The sequence below is a fragment of the Shewanella sp. SG44-6 genome (genome assembly GCF_014164185.1).
GTDB classification, from domain to species: domain Bacteria; phylum Pseudomonadota; class Gammaproteobacteria; order Enterobacterales; family Shewanellaceae; genus Shewanella; species Shewanella vesiculosa.
Window position 1 is genome coordinate 1 of record NZ_JACJER010000044.1, and the last position, 19,686, is coordinate 19,686.

Annotated in this window: 18 protein-coding genes and 6 tRNA genes; 10 read left to right on the forward strand and 14 right to left on the reverse strand. The window is 42.8% G+C overall.

What is annotated here, in order from left to right; translation table 11 throughout:
- The 7 genes from mrdA to leuS all read right to left on the reverse strand — a co-directional run.
- The coding region (mrdA, locus tag H5185_RS09860) for a penicillin-binding protein 2 (RefSeq protein ID WP_182742001.1) at positions 1-1,844 on the reverse strand (1,844 nt) is incomplete at its 3' end.
- Positions 1,845-1,973: 129 nt separating this feature from the next.
- Positions 1,974-2,444, reverse strand: coding sequence for a 23S rRNA (pseudouridine(1915)-N(3))-methyltransferase RlmH (rlmH, locus tag H5185_RS09865; protein ID WP_124017805.1), 471 nt, complete (start codon positions 2,442-2,444; stop codon positions 1,974-1,976).
- Entirely contained in the window at positions 2,444-2,773 is a 330-nt protein-coding gene (rsfS, locus tag H5185_RS09870; RefSeq protein ID WP_124017806.1) for a ribosome silencing factor, read from the reverse strand. Before rsfS ends, rlmH begins: the two co-directional genes overlap by 1 nt.
- 160 nt (positions 2,774-2,933) lie before the next feature.
- The gene (gene nadD, locus H5185_RS09875) at positions 2,934-3,569 is read right to left on the reverse strand and encodes a nicotinate-nucleotide adenylyltransferase (protein ID WP_124017807.1); all 636 of its coding nucleotides are present in this window, start codon (positions 3,567-3,569) and stop codon (positions 2,934-2,936) included.
- Positions 3,570-3,590: 21 nt separating this feature from the next.
- On the reverse strand, positions 3,591-4,625 hold the full coding sequence (gene holA, locus H5185_RS09880) for a DNA polymerase III subunit delta (protein WP_182742002.1): 1,035 nt from the start codon (positions 4,623-4,625) through the stop codon (positions 3,591-3,593).
- A complete protein-coding gene (gene lptE, locus H5185_RS09885) occupies positions 4,625-5,119 on the reverse strand; it encodes an LPS assembly lipoprotein LptE (protein ID WP_124017809.1) in 495 nt (164 codons plus the stop codon). Before lptE ends, holA begins: the two co-directional genes overlap by 1 nt.
- A 133-nt stretch (positions 5,120-5,252) precedes the next feature.
- Complete coding sequence (leuS, locus tag H5185_RS09890) at positions 5,253-7,844, reverse strand: leucine--tRNA ligase (RefSeq protein WP_182742003.1); 2,592 nt, start codon at positions 7,842-7,844, stop codon at positions 5,253-5,255.
- Between the two features lie 120 nt (positions 7,845-7,964).
- On the opposite strand from leuS, the gene H5185_RS09895 reads away from it, so the two are divergent.
- On the forward strand, positions 7,965-8,465 hold the full coding sequence (locus H5185_RS09895; RefSeq protein ID WP_124017811.1) for a zinc ribbon-containing protein: 501 nt from the start codon (positions 7,965-7,967) through the stop codon (positions 8,463-8,465).
- Between the two features lie 15 nt (positions 8,466-8,480).
- Here the strand turns inward: H5185_RS09895 and H5185_RS09900 are convergent, their stop codons facing one another.
- The 7 genes from H5185_RS09900 to miaB form a co-directional block, all read right to left on the reverse strand.
- The gene (locus H5185_RS09900; RefSeq protein ID WP_182742004.1) at positions 8,481-8,771 is read right to left on the reverse strand and encodes a DUF6482 family protein; all 291 of its coding nucleotides are present in this window, start codon (positions 8,769-8,771) and stop codon (positions 8,481-8,483) included.
- Positions 8,772-8,867: 96 nt separating this feature from the next.
- Complete coding sequence (locus H5185_RS09905) at positions 8,868-9,380, reverse strand: type II secretion system protein (protein WP_182742005.1); 513 nt, start codon at positions 9,378-9,380, stop codon at positions 8,868-8,870.
- A gap of 11 nt (positions 9,381-9,391) precedes the next feature.
- On the reverse strand, positions 9,392-10,954 hold the full coding sequence (gene lnt / locus H5185_RS09910) for an apolipoprotein N-acyltransferase (RefSeq protein ID WP_182722451.1): 1,563 nt from the start codon (positions 10,952-10,954) through the stop codon (positions 9,392-9,394).
- Positions 10,955-10,957: 3 nt separating this feature from the next.
- Positions 10,958-11,836, reverse strand: coding sequence for a CNNM family magnesium/cobalt transport protein CorC (gene corC, locus H5185_RS09915; RefSeq protein ID WP_124017814.1), 879 nt, complete (start codon positions 11,834-11,836; stop codon positions 10,958-10,960).
- 45 nt (positions 11,837-11,881) lie between these two features.
- On the reverse strand, positions 11,882-12,352 hold the full coding sequence (gene ybeY, locus H5185_RS09920) for an rRNA maturation RNase YbeY (protein ID WP_182742006.1): 471 nt from the start codon (positions 12,350-12,352) through the stop codon (positions 11,882-11,884).
- Positions 12,349-13,413, reverse strand: coding sequence for a PhoH family protein (locus H5185_RS09925; RefSeq protein WP_182698670.1), 1,065 nt, complete (start codon positions 13,411-13,413; stop codon positions 12,349-12,351). The genes ybeY and H5185_RS09925 overlap by 4 nt, the downstream gene beginning before the upstream one ends.
- Positions 13,414-13,581: 168 nt before the next feature.
- Entirely contained in the window at positions 13,582-15,006 is a 1,425-nt protein-coding gene (gene miaB, locus H5185_RS09930; RefSeq protein ID WP_182742007.1) for a tRNA (N6-isopentenyl adenosine(37)-C2)-methylthiotransferase MiaB, read from the reverse strand.
- Between the two features lie 529 nt (positions 15,007-15,535).
- On the opposite strand from miaB, the gene H5185_RS09935 reads away from it, so the two are divergent.
- From H5185_RS09935 to H5185_RS09975, 9 genes are all read left to right on the forward strand, one after another.
- Positions 15,536-16,759: an FAD-dependent monooxygenase gene (locus H5185_RS09935; RefSeq protein ID WP_259396201.1), complete on the forward strand. Its 1,224-nt coding sequence runs from the start codon at positions 15,536-15,538 to the stop codon at positions 16,757-16,759.
- Between the two features lie 217 nt (positions 16,760-16,976).
- Positions 16,977-17,564: an aminoacyl-tRNA hydrolase gene (pth, locus tag H5185_RS09940; RefSeq protein ID WP_182722454.1), complete on the forward strand. Its 588-nt coding sequence runs from the start codon at positions 16,977-16,979 to the stop codon at positions 17,562-17,564.
- Between the two features lie 77 nt (positions 17,565-17,641).
- The gene (ychF, locus tag H5185_RS09945) at positions 17,642-18,733 is read left to right on the forward strand and encodes a redox-regulated ATPase YchF (protein ID WP_124017819.1); all 1,092 of its coding nucleotides are present in this window, start codon (positions 17,642-17,644) and stop codon (positions 18,731-18,733) included.
- Between the two features lie 216 nt (positions 18,734-18,949).
- A tRNA-Met gene (locus H5185_RS09950) sits at positions 18,950-19,026 on the forward strand.
- 43 nt (positions 19,027-19,069) lie between these two features.
- Positions 19,070-19,154 (forward strand) — tRNA-Leu (locus tag H5185_RS09955).
- A gap of 45 nt (positions 19,155-19,199) precedes the next feature.
- Positions 19,200-19,274, forward strand: a tRNA-Gln gene (locus tag H5185_RS09960).
- Positions 19,275-19,297: 23 nt separating this feature from the next.
- Positions 19,298-19,372, forward strand: a tRNA-Gln gene (locus H5185_RS09965).
- A 5-nt stretch (positions 19,373-19,377) separates the two neighbouring features.
- Positions 19,378-19,454, forward strand: a tRNA-Met gene (locus H5185_RS09970).
- 94 nt (positions 19,455-19,548) lie between these two features.
- Positions 19,549-19,633, forward strand: a tRNA-Leu gene (locus tag H5185_RS09975).
- The last annotated feature ends 53 nt before the right edge of the window (positions 19,634-19,686 follow it).

The following is a 19,686-nucleotide window of genomic DNA, read 5'->3' on the forward strand; positions in this document are numbered from 1 at the left end:
GCCCATTCGTCGCGTAACATATATTCATCGAGTAATGCTCTTGCGACCGGTCCGGCATTTTTTCCACCCCATCCCGCATTTTCAAGTACCACAGCCAAAACAATACGAGGATTTTCATAAGGTGCATAAGCAACTACTAATGCATTATCGCGTAAGTGATCCGCTACTGTGTCGGCATTATACTTTTGATCTTTACCAACACTAAATACCTGTGCCGTGCCTGTTTTCATCGCCGCGGTATAACTTGCATCCGTAAAGTGCGATTTATCCGCAGTTTGGTGCATAGCCTCATTAATGATGTCCCAATTATTCGGATCTTTAAGCTCTATTGGTATTTGCTCATCAATGGGAGAATCAATTTTAACGGTACTATTTTTAAAGGATTTTAATAGATGAGGTGTAAATCGCTTACCTTTATTAGCCATAATGGTGACCGCATTAGCAAGCTGTAACGGGGTAGTGGTCCAATAGCCTTGGCCAATACCAACCGAAATGGTATCGCCGTTATACCAAGGCTGATTATAACGCATTCTTTTCCAGTCTCTAGAGGGCATAACACCATCAGATTCTTCAAAAATATCAATGCTAGTGCTTCTACCAAAGCCAAAGCGATCCATAAAGATAGCCATTTTATCAATGCCAACTTTGTAGACAAGGTCGTAAAAGAAAATATCACAGGACTCGACAATGGCATGGTAGATATCTACCCAGCCGTGGCCCCATTTCTTCCAATCGCCCCATTTACGATCGACTCCGGGCATTTGCCAATAGCCAGGATCCCAAATACGTGTACGTTCACTAATGATTTTTTCTTCTAAACCAAGTAATGCCACATGTGGCTTGATCGTTGATGCTGGAGAGTATTGCCCTTGGGTTGCACGGTTAATTAATGGCCGCGATTTATCATTTAAGAGGTCATTATAGGCTTTAGAGGTAATGCCATGAACAAATGGATTAGGATCATATGATGGGCTGGAGATCATCGCTAAAACACCGCCATCTCTGGGATCTATTGCGACAACAGAGCCTTTTCGGCCATCTAACAGTTCCATGGCTTTTTGCTGTAGTTTGAGATCGAGTGTGAGATAGATATCTTGTCCCGGTGTCGGCGGTGTGACTTTGAGTGTACGGATCACTCTGCCACGATTATTCACTTCTTCTTCGAGGTGACCAGGAGTGCCATGAAGCAAACTTTCATAAAATTTTTCAATACCTTGCTTACCAATATCTTTGGTTGCAGCATAGTTTTTCCACTGACTACCTTTTTCAAGTAATGCTTTATCTCGGGTATTAATTTTGCCCACATAGCCAAGTACATGGGTCAATAATGCATTGTAAGGGTAATGACGCTTAAGGCCCGCTTCAACGTAAATACCGGGAAATTTATATTGATTGACACTAAAAATAGCGACTTCTTCGTCTGTTAACTTACTTTTGATGGTTAACGGTTTAAAGCGACGATGAAACTTTAGGTTTTCAGTGATACTTTCGCGATCATCTTCTGAAAGTTCAATGAAGCTATTAAGCTCATCTAACGTCGCTGTCATATCATCGACTTTCTCTGGGATGAGTTCTAGAGAGTAATAAGGTTGGTTTTCGGCTAATAGCACGCCATTACGGTCATAAATAAGTCCTCTACTTGGTGGCGTAGGAACGACCCGAATACGGTTATCATTTGACCGAGTTTCATAATCTTTATAGGAGACAACTTGAAGATGATAAAGATTGGAAAATAATATGCAGAGTAATATAAATACGCAAAGAAAAGTGAAGAATGCCCGGCGCTTAAATAGCGCGGCTTCTGCGGCGTGATCATGCATGGTAATGCGCTTTTTTGGCGGCACTTATGCTATCCCCGTCGTGACCAAATTAAAGGTTAGATTATTAAAGGCCACAGTATCAGCTGATAAAAATGAAAAATAGAGCTGCATGATAATCATTATCTGTAAACTAAGTTATTCATGCGACTGAATTTATTCTCTATGATACGGATGATTGTTATTGACGCTCCAAGCTCGGTATAGGCTTTCTGCTACGATAACCCTAACCAAAGGATGAGGTAGGGTTAGTGCAGATAAACACCAGCTTTGGTTGGCCGCCTCTTTACAAGCAGGTGAAAGTCCTTCTGGGCCACCAATCAACAAACTGACGTCTCTACCATCGAGTTGCCACTTTGTCATTTGCTCGGCAAGCTCTGGTGTTGTCCAATTTTTGCCGGGTAAATCTAAGCTGACAATGTGGTTACCTTTGGCTACTGCCGCTAGCATTAGTTCGCCTTCCTTATTTAAAATTCGGGCGATATCGGCATTTTTTCCGCGCTTCCCTGCTGGGATTTCGATGAGTTCCAAGGCCATATCTCTAGGGAAACGGCGTTGGTATTCTTCGAAGCCTCGGGTTACCCAATCGGGCATTTTGGTGCCAACGGCAATAAGCTGTAACTTCATTAGACGTTATGTTCAGACCACAGTTTTTCAAGCTCGTAATAATCACGAGTTTGTTCTTGCATCACGTGCAGAATAACAGAGCCTAAATCAACTAAAACCCATTCGCTGCTGTCACGACCTTCAACCCCAAGAGGTTGTACGCCTGCGTCTTTTGCTGACACGATCACGTGCTCACCAATAGAACGAACGTGTGTTTTCGACGTACCAGTACAAATGATCATGGTGTCGGTAATAGTTGACCGCTTAGAAACATCGATAACAGTAATATTTTTTGCTTTTAAATCATCGACTTTGTCGATAACGAAATCTTTTAGTTCGGTGCCTTGCACGCGAAGTACCTCATAAGTAAAAATTAACGGAGTATTATACTCAAATTCACTGTTAATGCGCAATTAAGCAGGCGTAAACAACGATAGAATTAATTTAGCGCCCGATACTGAGCGGATTCATAATCCTGCTCATGAGCTCATCGCTGTAGGACTTGCGGTGCTAAATATAGAGTTGATGTTGGCGAATATAATCGATTGTCGTTTGCGGTAACACTGTGCTGATATCAATATTTTGAGCTAATCGCTGACGAACTTCAGTTGAGGAGATATCGATTAACTGGCTGTTGATGCAAAATATTCTTCCATGTTTGCTATGGGAATTTGATGTGAGGTAGTCGGTATTGGCTTGTCTAAATAATAACTCTTTGGTCATTTCACTGTGGGTATCAATTGTCCACCCGGGACGTTGACAGAGTGCGATATGGCATAGATTAAACAAGGATTGCCATTGGTACCATAATGGCAGTTGAACAAATGAGTCCATTCCCATAATGAAAAAGAATTCTTCATCAGGATACAGTTCAGTCAGCAATGATAGCGTAGTGACACTGTAAGAGGGCGTGTCACGCTTAATTTCAATATCACATAGTTCAAATTCTGGATACTGCAGACAAACTAATTTCACCATTTCAAGTCGATGATGGCTGCTAACCACTGTGGTCTTTTTGTGTGGTGGGATGTGATTGGGCATTAACCAAATCTGATCTAAATTAAGTTGCTGTTTTACTTCTAGTGCAGGATTGATATGCCCTAGATGGATGGGGTCGAATGTGCCCCCCAATATACCAATACGCATTCGCTGTCCTTAGTTTTGGTCTCAGTCAGTGAGTTCAATATGGGCTAAACGCTTATGTGCCCGTGGGTCGAATAAAATGCATAAATGACTTAGACCGATCCAATCTTCATGGCCTTTTTGTTTGAGATTTAGTTCTAATTGAGAGGCAAACGCGAGCATGTGCTCAATGTGGTCCAAATCTAATCGCGTTATTGCAGCTTGATAAAGTGGTTTACGTTTATCCCAAATGCGGTGTTGGCCCCATAACTTACTCAGTTGCTCACCATTATGCAGCGCCAGCTTTAACGTGAGTAGTAGGTTAATCTCTTTAAATAAAGCCCACATTAAAATAGGCATAGCTGTGCCTTCTGCCTGCAACTGCGCCAACATGTGTTGCGCATGTTTTTGGTGATTGCCTAATATGGCATCACAGAGTTGAAACACACTAAAACGAGATTGATCCTCAAAATATTCACTCAGTTGCTCTGGAGTAATATTTTGCTTAGGGCTGAGCAGTTGTAACAATTGCATTGCTTGCTCACCAGCCAGTAAATTACCTTCAAATAAAGTAAACAACATCGTTTTAGCATCATGGTGAACAGTCAGCTGATAATGAGTAATACGGCTGTCTAACCAGCGTTCAAACTGTTTACCTTCAGGGGTGGCGCAAGGTAAATAGATGCCTTTGGCATCGAGTGATTTAAACCATTTACTATTGGTTTGTTCAGCACTGGCTTTAGGGCCTTGAACGATCAGTAGCATATCTGGATTGGGATGTTGTAACAGCGTCTGAAATGCCGCCGCGCCCTCAATACCGGGTTTACCCTGTGGCAGGGTTAATTCAATAATCCGTCGGCTAGCAAATAAACTCATTGCTTGCCATTCTTGGACTAGATCGCCCCAATTAAAGCCGGTTTCTTGACTGAGTTGAACGCGTTCTTCAAAGCCCTGTTTTTTAGCCGCACTCAGAATGTGCTGTTTACTGTTTTCGATTAACCATGGGTCATCGCCAAACAGTAAAAAGCATTGTGGTAGGGGCGAGAGGTGTTGCTTGAGTTGATCCGGATAAACCCGCATTACTCAGCTCCGATTGACGCCAAAGTCTGAATGATATAATCGGCTGCTTGTACTCGCATTTCTTTAACTAACAACTCCATTTCCCGACTTTTTGCTAATGCAGTTCGTGGGTCGTCTTGATAGTCACGGCGGATTTCAGTATCAAAGTCTTGTGGATCTTGTCCCGGTAAGGTGACCGAATAATGCACTAAATAGATCAGCTCATATTCGGCGACATTCCCAGTGGGATAAAGTGATAATGTGGCGCGTTCGAGTGAGTCATTGATTAATCGAAGTGTCGGTGTTTCTTGTGCAGCATCGACAAGGCTAATGCGGTTGATGCGCAACCTATCACGCACTAAGCGAGTTAACTCACTGTATTCATCGCTACTGGTTAAATGTAATTCAGCTAATTCAGCAGGGATGGAATAACTGCGTTGGAGTTTGAAGCCGCATCCTGCACTGGTTAGTAACACCAATGTCATTATGGCTAAACAGATTTTTTTGGCTAGCATAGTGAAGGTAGGCATCCTTGTTATTACATGGTTAAAATAAATAACTTACCGCGGTTTCATCCGCGGTAAGTTATAACACTGCAGTCTTATCACTATAATCAAATTGAGATTACTTTATCTCAATGAGATCAGTTTAGTTAGCGACAATACTGAGTAGTTTACCTGGCACGTAGATCACTTTACGAACGGTTAATCCTTCAGTGTGCTTTTGGACATATTCATCATTCATGCCTAAGGCTTCAACATCTTCTTTTGATGCATCAGCGGCTACAGTGATTTTTGCACGCACTTTACCGTTAACTTGCACCACAATCAGTTTACTGTCTTCAACTAATGCAGACTCATCCACTTCTGGCCAGCGGCTGTCTTCAATGTTGCCTTGGTGACCTAATTCGTTCCATAAGGTAAAGGTGATGTGAGGCACGATAGGGTAAAGCAAACGAGTAACAGCAGACAAGGCTTCAGCGAGCAAGGCGCGGTCTTGAGCTGTTTCTTGTGATGCTTTCAGTAAATGGTTCATCAGTTCCATTACAGAGGCCACTGCAGTGTTAAACATTTGACGACGGGCAATGTCATCACTGACTTTAGCAATCGTCTTATGTAATTCACGGCGTAACGCTTTTTGATCAGCATTTAATTTGCTGGTATCTAATGCTTCTGTTTTACCCGCTGCAACATGATCGTTGGCTAATTTCCAGAAACGTTTAATGAAGCGATGTGCTCCTTCAACGCCAGACTCTTGCCATTCGAGGGTTAATTCAGGTGGCGAGGCAAACATCATGAATAAACGGACTGTGTCAGCGCCGTATTTTTCGACCATCACTTGCGGGTCAATACCGTTGTTCTTCGACTTAGACATTTTGCTCATGCCGGTGTAAACCAGTTCATGACCTTGATTATCTACCGCCTTAAGAATACGGCCTTTGTCGTCTTTTTCTTCTACAGTCACTTCCAAAGGTGATACCCAAACACGGGCACCTTTTTCGTTGATGTAGTAGTAAGCATCGGCTAATACCATGCCTTGAGTCAGTAGTTGCTTTGCCGGTTCATCGCTGTTGACTAAGCCTGCATCACGCAACAACTTATGGAAGAAGCGGAAATACAACAAATGCATACAAGCGTGTTCGATACCACCAATGTACTGATCTACTGGTAACCAGTAGTTTGCTTTGGCAGGATCTAACATTTCATCAGCATGCGGGCTACAGTAACGAGCGTAGTACCAAGATGATTCCATAAAGGTATCAAAGGTATCGGTTTCGCGCATTGCTGGCTGACCGTTAACTGTGGTTTCGGCCCAAGCCTTATCGGCTTTAATTGGGCTTTGGATACCGTCCATTACCACATCTTCTGGCAAAATAACGGGCAGTTGATCTGCTGGCGTTGGCAACACAGTTCCATCAGCTAGGGTAACCATTGGGATTGGTGCGCCCCAATAACGTTGACGAGAAACACCCCAGTCACGTAAACGGTAATTGACTTGGCGTTTACCTTTACCTTCTGCGGTTAATCTAGCATCAATGGCTTCAAAGGCTGCTTGGAAGTCTAAACCGTCAAGTTCAGGGAAAGCATCACCCGAGTTAAATACCACGCCTTTGTCACTATAGGCTTCTTTGCTGATGTCCAATTCGCCTTCAACAGGCTTGATCACCGCTTCGATAGCAAGCTTGTATTTAAGGGCAAATTCATAATCGCGCTGATCATGAGCGGGAACAGACATCACAGCACCAGTGCCGTAATTCATTAATACAAAGTTAGCCACCCAAATAGGCACCAATTTGCCACTAATTGGATGAATCGCTTGTAAGCCAGTAGCCACACCTTTTTTCTCCATTGAAGCCATTGCTGCTTCAGTGGTATCGGCGTTTTTGCACTCTTCTAAAAATTCAGCCAGTTGTGGATTATTTTCAGCAGCTTGTATTGCTAATGGATGACCTGCTGCAATTGCAACATAGGTGACGCCCATTAACGTATCCGGACGAGTGGTATAGATATCAAACGTAGCCTGGCTATCAGCAACGGCAAACGTCATTTCTATGCCTTCGCTACGGCCAATCCAGTTACGCTGCATAGACTTAACCTGTTCAGGCCAGCCATCTAAGGTATCGATATCGTTAAGTAATTCTTCAGCGTAATCGGTAATTTTAATAAACCACTGCGGAATTTCTTTTTGAATAACTGGAGTATCACAACGCCAGCAACAACCGTCTTGTACCTGCTCATTTGCCAGTACAGTTTCATCATTTGGACACCAGTTAACTGATGAGGTTTTTTTGTACACTAAGCCTTTTTCATACAACTTAGTGAAAAACCATTGTTCCCAACGATAGTATTCAGGGGTACAGGTGGCGATTTCACGACTCCAATCATAACCAAATCCTAATAACTTAAGTTGGTTCTTCATGTAGTCGATGTTTTCATATGTCCAAGGCGCTGGAGAGGTCTTGTTATTGATCGCGGCATTTTCTGCAGGCAGACCAAATGAGTCCCAACCAATCGGTTGCAAAACATTTTTACCTTGTAAACGTTGATATCGTGCCACTACATCGCCTATTGTGTAGTTGCGGACGTGACCCATGTGAAGACGACCTGAAGGATAAGGAAACATTGAAAGACAATAAAACTTCTCTTTGCTTTCATCTTCAGTAACTTCAAATGTTTTATGTTCGTGCCAGTGCTTTTGCACTAAGGCTTCAATTTCTGAGGGATTATATAGCTCTTGCATCAATCTATTTCCGGCAATGCCGCCCATTGTTTGATCTAACGCTCAGCAGCGAGATTTATAACTGCATAGAATAAACCAGAAGTGATCTATTAAAAAGGTGCGTATTAAGGAGTATTACTTATGAGTGGAAAAAGTTCAGCACTATTAGCCTTATATCAGTCACTATTCGAACAGGTGAAAACTACGTTTGACCAAGATAACTCATTGACAGCGAAGAGCTTATTCAAGTCAGTGACCCAGGGTAAAGAGTATTTAAAACTTAAATCTCATTCCGATGAAGAAGAGCTCGCATTAGTAGAAGAATTTTTAAAGCGAGACATAGCAGCTTTCTTAAATGAGGAAAATGCCGATAATTTGAGTTATAGCCCTATGGTTATTGGGATTGAAAATACATTATGGCAGTGGTTGAGCGAGATAACGGATCGAAGCCAAGTGGAGTGGCACGAGTTGTTACAAGATTTTAAACATCATGGGGTTTATAAGTCTGGGGAAATCATTAACCAAGGCAAACTGACCTGTAATAAATGTGGTCATCAAATGCAAATTGATTTTCCTGGGGTAATCCCCGACTGTCCAAAATGTGATTACAACGAGTTTTCACGGGAGCCGTTAACGCCATAATTGGTAACTTAACGCTTAAAACTCTACTCGGTAATGGCAGTGGCTTACACTGCTGTTACCGACCATCTCATCATATGCTGTTTGCATTTCTATCATGGCGTAACTGATCCCTTGTTGTTTAAGCAATTCTTCGGCTTGTTTTATTGAGTTGAAACATAATGGCTTGCCGTCTCTATCATGAGCACGTTGAAAATTGCCATCAAGATCTTTAAGACCCAGTAGGTAATGATTTGAGTCTGCGTAGCTAATAATGGTGGGATGTTGAGTTTGTTCAGTAATGGCTAGCTTTATTTCAGATAGTTGCATAATAACCTCCAATAGTGGTTTGTTAAGGTTATTACGTCGCAAACTTGAGGCTAGTTCAATTTTTATACTGTAATCGGTCGCAATGGCCGATTTAGGTTAGCAACCGCTTGATACTATCTGGTATTGGGGACCTGTATTTGCGTCAACGGCTTGGGTGTAAGAGAAGTAGCAATTATCATTGGTTACTTGGCCATTACCATCTTTATCATAGCCGACATAAGTGAAATCAACACCTTGATATTGAAAGGTAAAGACGTCATCTATGGTGATCCATTTTTCGACATCTGTGTTATCTAAATAGCCCCATTTTAATCGTGTTTCAAATAGACCATCATTGTCGATATCAATATCGATTAAGTCATCGCGATTTTGAACTGCTTGCACGTTTAGGCTGGTCATTTTTGATCGAGCATACACTAAATTATTGGCGGTTTTGACACTGCTCATTATGCCAGATAGGGCCTGTTGTCTCGCTTCTGAACTGAGGCCAATAAATTTAGGCGCAGCAACAACCGCTAAAACACCTAGAATGATGATTACCACAACCAATTCAATTAGGGTAAACCCTTGGGATAAATGATTTTTTTTGAGTTGAATCGATTGTGACATCATATCAGCCATTATTTACGTAAATAGTTTATTACACCCAGTAATACTAACAAGCCACACAGTATCAGCAAGGGTAATTGACCTATCTTTCGAAACCAAGTTTGTCCTTGAAACAGTTGAATATTGGTCACAAGTACTCCCGCTTCAAATTGAGGAATCGCATCTGTGATACGTCCGTGTGGGTCAACGACGGCAGTAATGCCATTATTGGTCCCCCGCAATAGTGGTTTACCCATTTCAATGGCGCGCATCTGCGCTATTTCCATGTGCTGTAATGGGCCATTTGACGCACCAAACCAAGCATCGTTTGATACGGTAAGCAGCATATCTGTTTCGTCGGTTACACTCGCCCTTACTTGTTCTGGGAAGGCTATCTCATAACAAATTGCCGGAGCGATATGGTAACCGAGTGCGACTAAATTAGGCTGGGTATAGTCACCTCGTTGAAAAGATGACATCGGTAAATTAAAAAATGGTGCGATAGGGCGTAATAAACTGGCAAACGGGACAAATTCACCAATAGGCAATAAATGATGTTTTTTAAACTGGTTACTGCCATCACCAATGTAGTCAGCGCTTTGTTGGTGCTTTTGATGATAATTACCGAGTACGATTAATGAGTTAAAAAAGTCTTGTTGCTGGTGGCTAATAATGCCAGTAACAATTGCCGTGTTGTTAATGCTGGCCACTTTACTGACATCCATTAGAAAGTCTTCCACCATGGCTTCTGGTGCTGGAATGGCGGCTTCTGGCCAAATAACAATATCGACACTGGACGCATCATCAAATTGCTCGCGGGTCATGTCCATGTACTTCAGCATGGTTGGCCACAATGCATCGGGTTCCCACTTCATACTTTGGGGAATATTGCCCTGCACTAATGCCACTTTAACGGTTTTGCCACTGGTAGAAATAGGGTTGAGTAATGGTGCAGCCCAAGCACTCAATGCCAAAATAGGTAATATAACCAACACAGGGAAGATGCGTTTTTGGGTTAATAGTATCAAGGAGCCCGCCACCAATGCGACGATAAAGCTCAGCCCCAAGGCACCAATAAAACTGGCTAATTCACTTAGCGGGCCTAATGTTTGGCTGTAGCCGGCCCAAATCCAAGGAAAACCTGTAAATACCCAGCCGCGTAACCATTCTGTTAGGACCCATAATGCTGGAAATAGACCAAGATAAGTGAAGTAGGGATTTAAAGTGTATTTAGATGTGCGAGATAACTTGCTGAGTAAATATCCAGCTATGGCGGGATAAATCGCCAGATACATTGCCAGGATCGCCATTAACGTTATCGATACAAAAATCGGCATGCCGCCGAAAGTATCAATACTGACATGCACCCAGCTAATGCCAATTGCAAAACAACCAAAACCGAAACTTAGCCAGTAATATAAACTTTGTTTAGCGGTTAATGTCTGGCTCTGCCATAGAGCAAAACTTAATGCTAAAGGAAATATGGCCCAAATTTCATAAGGCGCAAACGATAATGCCGTACTGGCGCCAGCAATAAATGCCGCCACCAGACGGACAATACTCAAAGAAGAGTATAGAGATTGAGTTTTTAGCACGATTTAGTCGTCGAATTCTTCACTAATATTAGGGTCTGGCAGTTTAACACGAAGTTGCACCAAACGGCGGTTATCAGCGTTAATCACTTTGAACTCAATATTATTAATCACGATGCTTTCATTACGTTCTGGTAAGTGGCCAAATGCATGCGACACCATGCCACCAACGGTATCAAATTCTTCATCGCTAAAGTTGGTGCCACACGCTTCGTTAAAATCTTCAATTTCAGTGAGCGCTTTGACCATAAATACTGTGTTACTGAGCTTTTTAATTTCAGTGTCTTCAACCGAGTTGTGATCAAATTCATCTTCAATTTCACCGACAATCTCTTCGAGAATATCTTCAATCGTCACTAAGCCTGATACCCCACCATATTCATCGACAACAATGGCCATGTGGTAGCGTTGCGAACGGAATTCTTTGAGTAGTACGTCGACTCTTTTACTTTCAGGTACCACCACTGCAGGGCGTATAACTTGGGCAAGAGTAAAGTTTTCATCAGATTGTTTGAAGCCGTATTTGATCAAATCTTTAGCCAGTAAAATGCCTTCAATATGATCTTTATCTTCATTAACAACCGGGAAGCGAGAGTGACCTGAATCCATGACAATTTCTAAAAACTCATCGACGGTCGAGTCTATTTGAATGGTAACAATTTGCGCTCTTGGTATCATAATGTCGCGCACACGAAGGTCAGAAACCTCTAATACACCTTTAATCATTTCGCGTGTGTCTTCTGTAATGAGGTCGCGCATTTCGGCACCTGCAATCACATCAACTAAATCTTCGCGATTTTGAGGTTCGCCCTGAAATAGCTGGTTAATTTTATCGAACCAGGTTTTCTTGTGGGCGTTTGTACTCGGGGGGATATCGTCACTCATAATATTTACCTAAACAGGGCTATCTATAAGATATTCCTTGTTTATTTATGCTTCCTTATAGGGGTTTGTAAAACCTAAGCCTTCAACAAGTTGGGTCTCTAATGACTCCATCTCATCGGCTTCTTGGTCGATAATATGGTCATAACCCAGCAAATGCAAGCAGCCGTGTATGACCATGTGTGCCCAGTGTGCATTTAGCGGTTTATTTTGCTCAATGGCTTCCTGTTCCACCACGTGTGCACAGATAACCAGATCACCTAATAATGGCAATTCAACCTCAGGTGGTGCTTCAAACGGGAATGACAACACGTTGGTCGGTTTGTCTTTACCGCGATAGGTTAAATTGAGTAGCTGACTTTCAGCAACTTCAACAATGCGAATCGTTAATTCCACTTCAGGCATTGTCTGCCCCACTGCGGTACGTACCCAAGTTTCAAATTCTGCTTGAGTCGGTAAATTCAGATTGTTCACTGCAATTTGCAGGTCAAGATCGAGTGATATCATGGGCTGACTCATTGAGGGCTGGCTTCTTTTTCAAGTAATTGACGTTTTTGCTCACGTTCACGATAAGCTTGCTCTTTGGCCGCTTTTTCGAGTTGTTCTTGTTGCTCGAACGCTTCATAGGCTTCAACAATTCTTGCTACAACAGGATGGCGAACCACATCTTGGGCGACAAAGAAGTTAAAGCTGATTTCAGATACTTTGCTGAGAACCTCAATGGCATGACGCAAACCAGACTTTTGACTACGGGGTAAATCAATTTGGGTGATATCACCGGTGATCACCGCGCGCGAATTAAATCCAATACGGGTTAAGAACATTTTCATTTGTTCAACCGTAGTGTTTTGCGCTTCATCTAAAATAATAAACGCATCATTAAGAGTGCGGCCGCGCATATAAGCCAGTGGGGCCACTTCAATCACGCCGCGTTCAATTAACTTTTCAACTTTCTCAAAACCCATCATTTCAAACAAAGCATCGTAAAGAGGGCGTAGATAAGGATCGACTTTCTGGCTTAAATCGCCGGGTAAAAAACCGAGTTTCTCGCCTGCTTCAACCGCTGGACGCGTTAATAGAATACGGCGCACTTCTTGACGTTCATAGGCATCAACTGCCGCAGCAACTGCAAGGTAGGTTTTACCAGTACCGGCTGGGCCAATACCAAAACTGATGTCGTGACGAGTAATGTTATGCATGTACACACTTTGATTGGGTGTACGAGGTTTAATCACGCCACGTTTAGTTTTTATATGAATACTCGTGTCGTCGTTGTCTTGTTCCGCCTCAAGGTTAATCGCTTCTTGAATGGCTAAATGAACCACTTCAGGTTCTAAGTCCGGAGTGCTACCTTTGACGGTTTGAGTTTCAATGTATAACTGACGTAACAAATTATTGGCATTGAGGGCATTACGTGGCAAACCGACAATCGTAAAATGGTTGTCTTTATGGACAATCTCAACGCCTAATCGGCGTTCAAGTTGTTTGATGTTGTCATCAAATGGACCGCATAATGACACGAGGCGGCGAGTATCTGCAGGTTCTAGATACAAATTCATGGTGGTGACTTTAGTGGTCAAATAAGGCTCCAGGTGTCGAATTAGGACAAAAATAATGGCTTGTAAATGCCATACTACAGTAATGACAGTTTACGAGCCTCTGCATTGAATTACCATAATTAGCCTAATTTTAGACAAAATTAAAGGCGGACAAGCCGCCTTTAATATCGTTTAAACAACAAACATTGATTATGGCTTAAAGTGGGTTACACCTAATGCGTCATCTTGCTTGTGTTTAGCCAAAATATCAGCCGGATGTAAACTGCGACGTAAATCCATTTCATTTTCACCGCGGACAAATTCACCGCGCAATGAGTTGGTATAAACATCAACAATTTTCACATCAACAAAACTGCCGATGTGAGTGTGCGCGGCTTCAAAGTTAACCACACGACTGTTTTCAGTACGACCACGAAGCTCCATTGGATTCTTTACTGATGGACCTTCGACTAAAATACGTTGAACCGTGCCTAACATATGACGGCTATAGCGCATTGCTTGTTGAGTAATACGGTCTTGTAAAATGGCTAAACGCTGCTTCTTTTCTTCATCGCTAACATCATCTGGTAAGTCTGCTGCTGGTGTACCAGGGCGTGCGCTGTAGATAAAGCTAAAGCTGTGGTCAAAACCGACATCTTCAATCAGTTTCATGGTGTCGGCAAAATCGTCCTTTGACTCACCAGGGAAACCAATAATAAAGTCAGAGCTGATTTGAATATCAGGACGGGCTTTACGCAGACGACGAATAATCGACTTGTATTCAATCGCCATGTGACCGCGTTTCATTTGGGTCAAAATACGATCTGAGCCTGATTGCACAGGTAAATGCAGGAAGCTCACCAATTCAGGCGTATCTGCATAGACATCGATAATGTCTTGAGTAAACTCAATCGGGTGGCTGGTGGTAAAACGCAGACGGTCGATACCATCAATTGAGGCCACTAGGCGCAATAATTCCGCAAAGGTACATATCTCATCATCATGAGTGGCACCGCGATAAGCGTTAACATTTTGGCCTAGTAAATTGACTTCACGTACGCCTTGAGCGGCTAATTGAGCCACCTCAAGAATCACGTCATCTAATGGACGGCTGACTTCTTCACCACGGGTGTAAGGCACCACGCAGAAAGAGCAGTATTTACTGCAACCTTCCATAATGGACACGAATGCCGTTGGACCGTCTGCACGAGGTTCTGGCAGGCGATCGAATTTTTCAATCTCAGGGAAACTGATATCAATCACGGCTTTTTCGCCACGTTGAATTTGTTCAATCATCTCAGGTAAGCGATGCAGAGTTTGCGGGCCAAAGATAATATCAACACATTGAGCGCGATCTTTAATGGCTTTACCTTCTTGCGAGGCAACACAACCACCCACCCCAATAATGAAATTAGGATTTTTATCTTTTAAAGATTTCCAACGCCCTAGCTGATGGAACACCTTCTCCTGTGCTTTTTCACGAATAGAGCAAGTATTAAGCAGCAGTACATCTGCTTCGCTTGCGTCATCGGTCAAGGTATATCCTTGATAGTCGTCTAATAAATCAGCCATCTTTGATGAGTCATACTCATTCATTTGACAGCCCCAGGTTTTAATATGAAGTTTTTTACTCATCAGTGCTCGCCAGTAAATCACAGTAAAAATAGCGCGACATTTTACCTGTTGTCAGGCGGTCTGGCTAGTATTAGTGCAAGTTTCACGCATTTGAATGTAAATTTTGCAATAGCCTTAAAAATAGTAATGACTATTCGTTTGGATTAAACTTGATAAGTTATAACGAGTAAACATCGCATTCAGTGGCTATTTAGGCTTAAGTTACGATTAAAGCCTCGCTACATTTCCGTGGTTTATTGATCTAGGGCATAATCGAACCATTAGCATGCACCATCGTCATGGTTTTATTTTGGTCTGTTTTATCGCCCTCATGGGGGCGTCGTTCAGCAATTGTAGATGTGATTTTTCACCGCTAAAGGGTGATAGCACTAGTTGCCAAGCTAATGTGCCGCCAAGTAAGCCATTATGGATGTCATCGCGTATAGGTTAATAATGATTATTGATGCCCAACAGAGGTTCAGTTAATTCGTTTTTCATTGGCTGTTATATTGAACATAAACTCATTTCACTATTTATGGATGTAAACACAATGCAAGATGCTTCACTCACATCAACGAACGCTACTGGCGATGCGACTCATTATGATGTTGTGGTCGTGGGCGGCGGAATGGTCGGTGCGGCTGCCGCGATTGGATTAGGTCAATTAGGACTTAGCGTGGCGGTGATAGAGTCCCGTCAACCGCAGCCTTATGATGTAGAACAGCCATTAGATGTGCGAGTGTCTGCAGTCAGTGTTGCATCTGAACAATTATTAACCCGTCTTGGTGCCATGGATGAGCTGTTGTTGATGCGCCATGCGCCATATACTGGCTTAGAAACATGGGAGCTCGACGATTGCCTTACGGCATTTAGCGCAGAACAAGTGGGTCAAGCGCACTTAGGCTACTTTTTTGAAAATCGGTTAATTCAATTAAGCCTATGGCAGCAAATCCGGAGAATGGATAATGTCACCTTATTATGTCCGCATAAAGTGACCCAATTTGGCCGTTTAAGTGATAGTCAGCAAGTGAGTATTGAGCTTGATAATGGCGATAAAATCACGACAAGATTATTGATTGGCGCCGATGGTGCTCATTCGCAAGTTCGTCAATGGGCTGGTATTGGTGTCACTGGCTGGGATTATGCGCAGTCGGCGATGCTAATTAATATCAGTACTCAAACCCCACAGCAATCAGTAACCTGGCAGCAATTTACCCCTGCTGGGCCAAGAAGCTTATTGCCGCTTCCTGGGAATCATGCGTCATTAGTCTGGTACGACGATGCCAATCGCATCAAACAATTATCACAACTTAATGATCTGCAATTAGCACAACAAATCAGGCAGCATTTTCCGCCGCGTTTAGATCCTAATTTCACGGTTGAGAATAGAGGTAGCTTTAGACTCACTCGCCGACATGCCCAAGGTTACTACCAAGATAATTTAGTGATTATTGGTGATGCCGCCCACACGATTAATCCATTAGCTGGCCAAGGAGTTAATATTGGCTTCAAAGATGTTGATGTGCTGGTAGCTCAGATTGCCAATGCCATTGGCAGTGGGGAAATATGGTGGCACACGCCTGTGCTAAAGCGATATCAGCAAGCGCGTTATTACGATAATCAACTGATGATGACCGCGATGGATGCTTTTTATGCGGGGTTTAGCAATGATTTATTACCGTTAAAACTGCTGCGTAATGGTGCATTGAAATTGGCAAATATCGACTCACCATTAAAGCGAAAAGTGCTCAAGTATGCCCTTGGATTGACTTAAACTCTTCGCTAACCCAGTTCGGCTTTTTGGGTTTGCGTTATTGCTCCGCACGCAAAACTTGATGGGGACATGATTAACGCTAAGGCTTGAGTGGCTTTGAATGATTACATTATGAGTGAAATTGGTATAAAATGCCGCGTTTTGCATCATGTGTATTTTGATGTACCCCATGAAGGCATTTAGCAATAGTGTTTGCTAAGAAACTGACTAGGTTGTGATGAGTAACATTAAATTGATTGTCGGGTTGGCAAACCCGGGTGCTGAATACGCGCAAACTCGCCATAACGCTGGTGCATGGTACGTGCAAGAACTGGCTCGTATTTGCAGTGTTCAATTAGTACCAGAGAGTAAATACTTTGGCGTCACAGCTCGGGCTATTTTACACGGTAAAGACGTGCGCTTGCTGATCCCAACAACCTATATGAATTTAAGCGGTAAGTCTGTGGCAGCGTTAGCTAACTTTTTCCGTATCCTGCCTGAAGAAATATTGGTTGCCCATGATGAGCTTGACATGGCACCGGGCGTGGCTAAATTCAAATTAGGTGGTGGCCATGGTGGTCATAATGGCTTAAAAGACATTATTGCTAGCTTAGGCAACGACAAGAACTTTCATCGTTTACGGATTGGCATTGGTCATCCAGGCGATAAAAATAAAGTCAGCGGCTACGTACTGGGCAGGGCACCAGCGGTAGAACAAGAGCGAATAAATGCGGCGATTGATGAAGCGGTTCGTTCCACCGAGATTTTATTTAACCAAGACATGGCGAAAGCTATGCACAGATTACATTCGTTCAAAGCAGAATAAGCCAGGCTAGTTTTGTTTTAACACCCTTTCGACATCATTATCCAATGGGATAATTCTACATATATAAAGGTAAGCATATGGGTTTTAAATGCGGCATTGTTGGTCTTCCAAACGTAGGTAAGTCAACGTTGTTTAATGCGTTAACACAAGCAGGGATTGAAGCGGCAAACTTTCCGTTTTGTACTATTGAGCCAAACACCGGAGTGGTACCTGTACCTGACTCACGTCTCGACGCGTTAGCTGCCATTGTCAAACCTCAACGCATTTTGCCGACGTCTATGGAATTCGTTGATATCGCCGGTTTAGTTGCTGGTGCATCGAAAGGTGAAGGTTTAGGCAACAAATTTTTAGCTAACATTCGCGAAACCGATGCTATTGGTCATGTGGTACGTTGTTTTGAAGATCCAAACATTGTTCACGTAGCCAATAAAATTGACCCTGCTGGCGACATTGAAGTGATTAACACCGAATTAGCCCTAGCCGATTTAGATGCCTGTGAACGGGCTATTTTTCGTCAAGCTAAACGCGCTAAAGGCGGTGATGCGGATGCCAAATTTGAAGTTGCAGTGCTTGAAAAAATGCGCCCAGCATTAGATGAAGCTAAAATGCTACGTTCATTAGAATTAACCAAAGAAGAATTAGCCGCAGTTGCGTACCTAAACTTTTTAACCTTAAAGCCGACCATGTACATAGCTAACGTGGCTGAAGACGGTTTTGAAAATAATCCTCATCTTGATGTTGTGCGTGCTATTGCGGCAACAGAAAATGCAGTGGTTGTGCCTGTGTGCGCTGCGATTGAGTCAGAACTCGCTGAAATGGAAGCTGATGACCGCGCCGAGTTTATGACTGACTTAGGTATCGAAGAGTCTGGTTTAGACCGTGTGATCCGTGCAGGCTATGAATTATTAAATCTGCAAACGTATTTTACTGCTGGTGTAAAAGAAGTACGTGCATGGACAGTACCTGTTGGCGCATCAGCACCACAAGCTGCTGGTGTTATCCACACCGACTTTGAACGTGGCTTTATTCGTGCGCAGGTGATGGCATATCAAGATTTTATTACCTACAAAGGTGAAGCGGGAGCCAAAGATGCCGGTAAATTACGTGTCGAAGGTAAAACCTACGTTGTTAAAGATGGCGATGTGATGCATTTCTTATTTAATGTCTAAGCAGCATTTAGATTAAGTAAAAAATCATAATAAGGGGCGTAAAGGATATTTTAGTCAGTTAATTGGCTTTATTTTGTCGATTCGGCATTCAGTTTGGTGAAGTTATAGCCGAACAAGACGAATTGATGAAAATAGCGAAAAAAACCAGTTGACCTAGATAACCTGAATAAGCATAATACGCCCCGTTCCTCGCCAAGAGGGATTGCAAGAAATAGTGGCAATATAGCTCAGCTGGTTAGAGCACAGCACTCATAATGCTGGGGTCGCAGGTTCAAGTCCCGCTATTGCTACCATATTTCTTACCCATCTGCTCAAGATGTTAAACTAGAGTGTTGTGCGGGAGTGGTGGAATTGGTAGACACGCCAGATTTAGGTTCTGGTGCCGCAAGGTGTGAGAGTTCAAGTCTCTCCTTCCGTACCATTTATTAGAGATATTGGCTTAGGCGGATGTTTCAAAAAGTTTGATTGGGATATCGCCAAGCGGTAAGGCACTGGGTTTTGATCTCAGCATTCCAAGGTTCGAATCCTTGTATCCCAGCCATTTATAAAGTTAGACAAGATTATTGGGATATCGCCAAGCGGTAAGGCACTGGGTTTTGATCTCAGCATTCCAAGGTTCGAATCCTTGTATCCCAGCCATCTTTGGCAATGTAGCTCAGCTGGTTAGAGCACAGCACTCATAATGCTGGGGTCGCAGGTTCAAGTCCCGCCATTGCTACCATATTTACTAGGTAGAGTGAGTTGTACTTACATTAGCTAGTAAAGCCAAAGTTTACTCTGAAATAAAAAGAGTATACTCTAAGTTAAAATTTGATGCGGGAATGGTGAAATTGGTAGACACGCCAGATTTAGGTTCTGGTGCCGCGAGGTGTGAGAGTTCAAGTCTCTCTTCCCGTACCATCAAATTTTATTCAAAGTGATTTTTAGTCTGTATTGCCATAATTTGTTTTAAT